The sequence below is a fragment of the Neobacillus vireti genome, assembly GCF_036962465.1.
Taxonomy (GTDB): Bacteria; Bacillota; Bacilli; order Bacillales; family Cytobacillaceae; genus Neobacillus; species Neobacillus vireti_B.
This window is the reverse complement of the sequence record NZ_JBALNF010000002.1, coordinates 1-7,880: the sequence shown is the minus strand read 5'-3', so window position 1 is coordinate 7,880 and position 7,880 is coordinate 1. Positions and strand designations below refer to the sequence as shown.

Below are 7,880 nucleotides of genomic sequence, written 5' to 3'. Positions count from 1 at the left end.
GCCGCCTGGAGCGGAAATCAACATTTAAGATTAGCAAAGCCATTCAAAAAAAACCATCTTTTCAGCGAAAAGATGGCAATAGGATTAATCTTCCATTAATTCATGAATTTCTACAATTGACCGCTCTTCAAGTGGTCCTCGTAAATGGACAGTGGCTGTTCTTCCGTCTTCATTTAACTGATCAATCCAAACGGAAGCACCGTTATATTTAACTTCCACATCTGCAGAAGAGGATAGAATTTGCTTTACTCGATTAACATTCATTGTTTTTCACTCCTAGTCTATGTAGAGTAATTTAAAGGGTTTACTACTGAATTGTAACCGTTTTTTCTATTATATATTAATGAGTAGAATAAACATCAATTTGGTTACCATTTATTGTCCCATCTTCGTGTAATTCCTCTAAACTGCTTAGATAGTTTTCAAGTTCCAATTGCATCTCCTTCGGAGCTCCAGGTTTTAAATGCCAATTACCTGGTTCTTCAACAAAATACGGACTTTTTGTAAACTCCGGCCTTTTTCTGGGCATTAAGCTCACTTCCTTGTTCATTCATTTGTGTACGAGATTAGCTCATCATTTGATTGGTGGAAAGTATGTTTATAACTTCCATCGTGCTTATGCTTACCAATAATTATATATTTATTCGGTAACCTATCAGTAAAAGATAAGTCTATATTCTTATTGCATAACGGTTTAGTTCGGGTTTATGATAGGTGACATATCGTTAACAGCAAGGAAAAATTAAGAGAAAACAATTTTTTAAAATGATGAAACTAAACCAAACCGTTCATCGTCATATATATTTGAGAAATGAACTGTCATGTCCTCCATCAAACCGTCATAGTATAAAGGAGAATTTATCCAGATGGACAGGTATAGGTGTTGTCTTATTATGTTGAAAAACACATAAAAATGACATGTCCAATTGGTTTGTTTCATACATAAAATGGCATATTTTATGTTTTAACTTTTTTTGAAAGTGTGTTATAGTAATTGAGGTTCGTTTACCGGAGCTTATTGGTAAGTGAGAGGAGAATTATGTTATGAATAAAATTGAATTACCTAAAACATTAAAAAACAGCCATATTTCATTCTTTGTAATTGCCGTTTTATTATTCTGGTTCAAAACATATGCGGCCTATCAAATTGAATTTAACTTAGGAATTGATAATAATTTGCAGAAGTTTTTATTGTTGATAAATCCATTAAGTTCAGCGTTATTCTTTCTTGGTTTAGCCCTGCTCTTTAAGAAACATACAAAACTCGTCATGATTATCATCAATTTCGTTTTATCATTCTTGTTATACGCTAATATAGCGTATTATCGTTTTTTTAATGACTTTATTACGGTACCAGTATTAATGCAGACAAAAACAAATGCAGGGCAATTGGGTGATAGTGCGTTATCTTTAATATCACCTTTAGATATTTTTTATTTTATTGATACAATCATCTTAATTGTTTTGGCATTAACTGTTTTCAAAAAAGTGACGGTCACGAATAGAAAGTCATATAAAATTGTACTATTGTTTGCCATCACAACGTTTCTTTTTAACCTGGGATTAGCGGAAAAGGATCGTCCTCAATTATTAACTCGTTCATTTGATCGCAACTATTTAGTCAAATATCTGGGTGCTTACAACTTTACGATTTATGATGTAATTCAAAATATTAAGTCCTCTAGTCAGCGTGCACTGGCTGACAGTAGTGATATTACGGATGTAGAGAACTATCGGAAAGCTAACTATGCTGCCCCAAACCCTGTTTACTTCGGTAAAGCAAAGGGAATGAACGTGCTTTATATCTCTATGGAGTCATTCCAAAACTTTATGATTGATTATAAGTTGCCAAATGGCCAAGAGGTTACACCATTCCTTAATTCATTGGCACACGATGGTAGTACTTTTTATTTTGATAATTTTTACCATCAAACAGGTCAAGGGAAAACATCAGATGCTGAATTCCTAATGGAGAATTCCTTATATCCTATGGCACAAGGGGCTGTTTTTGTAAATAAGGCACAAAACACCTATCAAGCTATGCCTTCCATTCTGAAAGGACAGGGTTATAGTTCCGCTGTATTCCACGGCAACTATAAGACCTTCTGGAACAGAAATGTTATTTATAAAGCTTTTGGTTATGACCAGTTCTTTGATGCAGAATACTACAATATGACGGATGAAAATACTAAAAACTATGGTATGAAAGATAAACCATTCTTTAAAGAATCCATTCCAATGCTTGAAAGTTTAAAGCAGCCGTTCTATACAAAGTTTATATCATTGTCTAACCATTTTCCATTTGAAATGGATCCAGAAGATACTGATTTTCCTGCTGGTGATTACGGGGATTCAGTCGTTAACCAGTATTTCCAATCTGCCCATTATATGGACCAGGCTTTTGAGCAATTCTTTAATGATCTAAAAGCAGATGGATTGTATGATAAGACCATCATTGTTATGTACGGTGATCATTATGGTATATCTGAAAACCATAATGAAGCAATGGCAAAGGTATTGGGAGTCGATGAAATTACACCGGCAATAAATGCGAAACTGCAGCAAGTACCTTTATTTATCCACGTTCCTGGTGTAAAAGGTGGAATTCAGCATCAAATTGGCGGCGAAGTGGATGTCCGTCCAACTATACTTCATTTATTAGGTATTGATACGAAGGATTATATGGAATTTGGTTCTGACCTGCTTTCTAAAGATCATCGTAATTGGGCATTATTCAGAAATGGTGACTTTGTTTCACAAGATGGTATCCAGCTGAACGATAAATGTTATTCTTATCAAACAACATTACTTTTAGATGATAATACACCATGTAAGAATGTTGATGAAAAGGTAAAAACAGAATTACAAATGTCTGATGAAATTGTGTATAAGGACTTATTAAGATTCTATAAGCCTGAAGGATACACACCAATAAATCCTAATGACTATGAATATTTAGGACCAAAGGGAAAAACAGCAAAAACAACTGAAACAAATTAACTTATTAGAGAGGGGCTAAACTGGTCCTTCTCTTTTTTATGTAATTGGCCAATATAAAGAAATAGCCATTTGGGACATGTTAGCATATAATAAGTGAAATAGATTTAGGAACAGGCAGGAGTGGATCGCATGAGAGACGTAACTTTATTGGATATTTTTGAACACCGCATTGCCCAAAAGTATTTAACCCGCTCAGGACTTGCCCATGCGATAGCAGTAGCATACCATGCTTTTCATTTGAGTAAAGAACAGCAGCTTGATGTTGATATCGCTGCTAAAGCAGGGCTTCTCCATGATATGGGACACTATACTTGGTATAAAAATGGGAAATGGGATTATGACCTATATAAACAAAATGATATTCATCCAATAAAAGGGGCGGAACGGGCACATAAGCTATTGATCCGCCTTGGAGAAAACCCTATTAAGGCCAAAACGATTGCGCTCGCAATTCTTTTTCATACCGACTCATTTTTACCTTCAAATGACATTATAAGAACTCCTCTGCAGCAAGTGGTAAAATGGGCTGATGAGAAAGATGAAGAAGAAGGCGGTATGCATCATTATCGTACAATTGAATATGAACGTGCAAAAGAAAGTATTAAGCGTTTAGATCAATGGATTGATGAAGAATACAACAAACAATAAAAGGGCTGTGCTAAAACTTAGCACAGCCTTTTTGCTTCTATTTTTTCTCAGGCTTAAAGCCTTCTTCCTGCATAAAATCTATCGCTTCTTCGTATGTATCAAAGCTTTCTTCGAGGTTTAAGCCAAAATAGATATTCCATACTTCACTTTCATAAAGCAAAACTAAAATATTGCCCTCTTCGTTGACCCAGCGCTCTTCCTCTAATTCTCCAATAATGGCTTCTTCATTGATTGATTTTTCTTGCTGCGATAATCCAGCAATAGATTCAGTTAAGATGCTCCGAAGCTGCTCTGCTGAAAAATCACGGATATTGACCATTCCTTTATCATCGGTTTCATAGTGATCGAGGTGGCCGGCATAAACAAAGCCATTTCCATTTGGATGTAAGTGATAGACAATATTTTTTTTATCGGAAATACTGTTTGGAAGTTGAAAATTAATTCGTTTCAGTGAAACATCTTTTCGTTCTAATTGCGGGTATGATTCAATAATTGTTAGTTTTTCATCAAATGTCAGCATAAATTACTCCTTCTTTTAAAACAAATATGCTCTAATCATACAGATATTTTCCCCAAAGGTAAACTCGAATATAGTAGAAAAAGAAAAAGGATTGAAATTCAGTTAAAAATGTGTAAAATTACACTAAAGGAGTAATGATGTAAATTATCCCATAATTTACATAAACCACCTGTATTGAAGAAATGAGGGGGAGTTTAATGGAACTCAATAGTAGAGAAGAGCGCAGAAGGATCTTTAGGAATGAATTATATAAGTTAAGCGAAGAAGGATATCTTACAAATACAATCGTGGAAACAGTGGCAAAGGCACATCATCAATACCACCTCGATTTACTATATGAAGAAGATGATCTAACCCTTAAACAGAAGCCCGCTCCACTACAATCTAATCCCTTACCGGCTTCTTCTCCCAAACCAGCCAAAGTCAAAAAGACACGTTCGCCAGAAGAGATTCGGGAAAGAAACATAACCTGGTCGTTGAATATAGGGGTAATTTTTCTATTAATCGGTGGTTTATTTGTGGCAACAAGTAATTGGGAATCAATGACAAATTTTATGAAAAGCGGATCAATTGCCATTGTTTCATTGTTATTTTATGTAATGGCATTCATTTCAAAAAGAGTACTGCATATTGATAAAACGGCTTTTGCTTTCACTGTGTTAGGAAGTTTATTCTTACCAATTTTTATTCTTTCCTTAGGTTGGTTTGGGCTCTTAGGTTCGTATTTATCGATTGCTGGTGAAGGGCGATATTTACTTGGAATGCTTGGCAGCATTCTATCCCTTGTCGTGTATATACTCTTTGCTAAAAGTTTAGATTCCCGATTATTTGTCTGGTTCTCGTTTGTTTCATTTACTCTGGGAGCTGCCTTTTTATTAGCAGCCCTCCATTTAAAAGTTGATCTATTCTATTTGGGTCTGGTTCTATTTAATGCAATACTTGTTGTTGTTTTCCAACGTGTGAAAGATATCAGTCTTTTTCAATTATTTAGTAAAGAATTTATACCATTTATCCAAATGAATTTAATTCTTACTACAGTCTTTATGCTATTTCTTTTTGATAATGAGGTGGTGTACAGCTTTAACCTCCTATTAACCGCTGTCATTTATTTATCAATGATCTACGTAACAGGCAAGAAAGAGTATCATTTTGTCTTTACGGTCATGTTGGTTTATGGGGTCTATCAGCTCGTTGAAAATAGTGTACTTGAATATGCAGGCGGCATTGTTTACGCATTAGTGTCATTTGGGATTGTCTTTGTCCCAAGGGCTTTAGATAAGAAATTTTCATTAGACAAAGCTTTCCAATATACAAGTGCCGTAATCTCTGGTTTAGCTTTTATTTATGTGAGTCTTGAAGGGTTCCTGCTGCGTTCTGGGCAGCCATCTTTTGTGCTAATGATGGCCTATTTTATTATGGCAGTGAATTTCATTTACCTTACCAATAATCACTCTCGATTCCTTTTCCCTTATTTAAGTTCACTCTTTTTGTCATCAGGCATTTATGAAGGAATATCATTAATGACCATTCCATTTGAAGAAATCAATTTGGCTCTAAGATTATTCCTTACAGGGTTTCTTCTGCTAGGTGTCTTTGGGATCCTGTATTTAATAAAGCTTGTGCAAAAGATCCGAAATGCAGCTATTGAGGTTGGATTATCAATTATGGCCATTTCCATGGTCATGGCGTTTGCTCTTCTTTATTGGTGGGAATTGGGAGTGATGCTTATACTGTTAGCAGTGGCAGCCTATTTACTTAATCGATATCAAGAAAGAAATTTATTAATGGAAGCGGCAACCTGGCTGCTGCCTACTGCACTTGGACTTTCCTTTGCCGCTTTTGGTGAGGAGTTTAATGTTAACTCCCTGACGTATTATTCTGAATATGGAATTTCAATTAGTTTCGCAGTTGGAGCAGTCACGGTGTTATTTTCAAGCATGGTCTGGGCAAAGCTCTCTAAGCAAGTTTTTGCAAAACATTCACTATATGTATCTCAATCTCTTTATTCACTAGCAATATTGGAAGCCTTTATTAGTCCAATCAATTATACTTGGGTTCAGCCTCTGATAATGGCCATTGGAATAGGGATGTATTCCTTTTTTTATTATAGGATTGGAGCCAAGTGGATCGCTTATTTTATCAGTATAACGGCCATCTTATGTTATTTTTCAGTTATCCATTCAATTACAGAAAATTTGGCTGTTTATCACCTGGTAGATGCATTAGCCCCATCAGTAGGTGCTATCCTACTTCTTGTCATAGCCAGTTTATATCGGAAATCGAATGCGGACCTCGAGGCTGCCTTTGCGTGGGTCGGCCATCTAATCTTACCGCTTGCACTGGTATTTGCTTGGTTTGTACATCATACAGATGCCATCTTTTGTTTTATATTATCACTGGCTGGTTATGTAGTTAGCACAAAATTAGCTGTTAAAGAGTGGAAAATAAAGATTTTTTTATACGCAAGTTTTACGTTATTATTTTTTGTGATTTCTACAGGAATGGATAGATTAGAACTTCCTTTCGATGAGAAATATGCCTTCCCAATTACCAGTGGACTAATGCTCGCTATGGTCCAATTTGCTGATCAGGAATATAAAAGGAGAGCAACATTCTATTTAGTCCCATTTTCCGTAATTGGGATTGGTTCGATGCTAATGGTCTATCCATATGGTATCATTCCATATCTGTTAACCTGGCTATATGTTTTGGTGTTACTGACTTATTTGCATATAGTAAAATGGGATATTCTAACACTGGTGCCATTAGGTTTTGCTTTCTTGGCCACAATTGAGTGCATGTATGTAAGTGATTTGACTGCTTCTGAAAAAATGCTGGTCTTTGCCATCATTGGAATGCTTCTCATTTTCCTAGGTCAGTTCCTTTACACGAAGGTTTTTGAGGCAGGGACAAAAATTTTGGAAGTGAAAATGGACGGATATACAGTCATTGCCTTTTTGTTCTTTGCGTTTATGTATTTCTTAGAAAATCTGCACCTTTGGAATCATGCATTGCCGGGAGTGTTAATTGCCCTCTCTTTATGGCTGCAACGAAAAAGGGTCCCTGCTGAAATGGCTGATTTTATAACAATCGCAGCTGGCGCCTATTTGTTACAACCCTATTATGCCATCATTAACGCAATCCACATTCCATCGCTGTGGCTCCGAGAGGTACATGTACTTCCTTTTATCCTGATGGTTATTTTCGTGCGTAGTTGTTTAAAGGGGAAATATGCGGAGGGTGTGAAGGCAATTCAGTGGATTGCTTTAGTGAGCGTGTCACTGATTTTAATCCAAGATGCAATGGCAAGCAGCACCATCTATGATGCGATTATTTTAGGATCACTTTCCTTGTTATCACTGGTAACCGGTATGTTTTTTCAAATAAAATCGTATTTTTTCGTGGGGGCAGGTGTGCTGCTGTTAAATGTTTTCCTGCAAACAAGACCCTATTGGGGGAACATGCCATGGTGGGCATATTTGCTGGTTTCCGGGCTAATCCTTATAACGATAGCCAGCTTTAATGAATGGCATAAACAAAAAGTTCAAAAGGGAGAAGCCACTTTCATAACCTTCCTGAAAGTTACCATCTTTGATAAAATACGAAAGTGGAATTAACACCAGATTATTCCTACCAATTGTTTTTAAATATAAAGTTTGTTATAATGGTATTAATAAAATAGTATTTTTTCGGAGGAGCCTGTCACCAAGGG

At 35.9% G+C, this 7,880-nt stretch carries 6 protein-coding genes; 3 read left to right on the top strand and 3 right to left on the bottom strand.

The features are described 5' to 3' along the window. Window positions 1–84: 84 nt before the first annotated feature. Together V7077_RS00545 and V7077_RS00540 are read right to left on the bottom strand one after the other, a co-directional pair. The gene (locus V7077_RS00545; RefSeq protein ID WP_335497867.1) at window positions 85–264 is read right to left on the bottom strand and encodes an H-type small acid-soluble spore protein; all 180 of its coding nucleotides are present in this window, start codon (window positions 262–264) and stop codon (window positions 85–87) included. A 76-nt stretch (window positions 265–340) separates the two neighbouring features. Beyond that, the gene (locus V7077_RS00540; protein ID WP_335497866.1) at window positions 341–529 is read right to left on the bottom strand and encodes a hypothetical protein; all 189 of its coding nucleotides are present in this window, start codon (window positions 527–529) and stop codon (window positions 341–343) included. A 515-nt stretch (window positions 530–1,044) separates the two neighbouring features. On the opposite strand from V7077_RS00540, the gene V7077_RS00535 reads away from it, so the two are divergent. Continuing rightward, complete coding sequence (locus V7077_RS00535) at window positions 1,045–3,000, top strand: LTA synthase family protein (protein WP_335497864.1); 1,956 nt, start codon at window positions 1,045–1,047, stop codon at window positions 2,998–3,000. A 129-nt stretch (window positions 3,001–3,129) separates the two neighbouring features. Further along, window positions 3,130–3,648, top strand: a complete 519-nt coding sequence (locus tag V7077_RS00530) for an HD domain-containing protein (protein ID WP_335497863.1) — start codon at window positions 3,130–3,132, stop codon at window positions 3,646–3,648. Between the two features lie 37 nt (window positions 3,649–3,685). Here V7077_RS00530 and V7077_RS00525 read toward each other — a convergent pair whose 3' ends face one another. Continuing rightward, the gene (locus V7077_RS00525; protein WP_335497862.1) at window positions 3,686–4,168 is read right to left on the bottom strand and encodes a hypothetical protein; all 483 of its coding nucleotides are present in this window, start codon (window positions 4,166–4,168) and stop codon (window positions 3,686–3,688) included. 197 nt (window positions 4,169–4,365) lie between these two features. Here V7077_RS00525 and V7077_RS00520 point away from each other — a divergent pair, with 197 nt between their 5' ends. Then, window positions 4,366–7,785: a hypothetical protein gene (locus V7077_RS00520; protein WP_335497859.1), complete on the top strand. Its 3,420-nt coding sequence runs from the start codon at window positions 4,366–4,368 to the stop codon at window positions 7,783–7,785. Window positions 7,786–7,880 lie beyond the last annotated feature (95 nt).

Bases quoted from the DNA above. Each gene is read 5' to 3' on its own strand.
- V7077_RS00545 (WP_335497867.1), bottom strand. From the start codon at position 264: ATGAATGTTAATCGAGTAAAGCAAATTCTATCCTCTTCTGCAGATGTG.
- V7077_RS00540 (WP_335497866.1), bottom strand. From the start codon at position 529: ATGCCCAGAAAAAGGCCGGAGTTTACAAAAAGTCCGTATTTTGTTGAA.
- V7077_RS00535 (WP_335497864.1), top strand. From the start codon at position 1,045: ATGAATAAAATTGAATTACCTAAAACATTAAAAAACAGCCATATTTCA.
- V7077_RS00530 (WP_335497863.1), top strand. From the start codon at position 3,130: ATGAGAGACGTAACTTTATTGGATATTTTTGAACACCGCATTGCCCAA.
- V7077_RS00525 (WP_335497862.1), bottom strand. From the start codon at position 4,168: ATGCTGACATTTGATGAAAAACTAACAATTATTGAATCATACCCGCAA.
- V7077_RS00520 (WP_335497859.1), top strand. From the start codon at position 4,366: ATGGAACTCAATAGTAGAGAAGAGCGCAGAAGGATCTTTAGGAATGAA.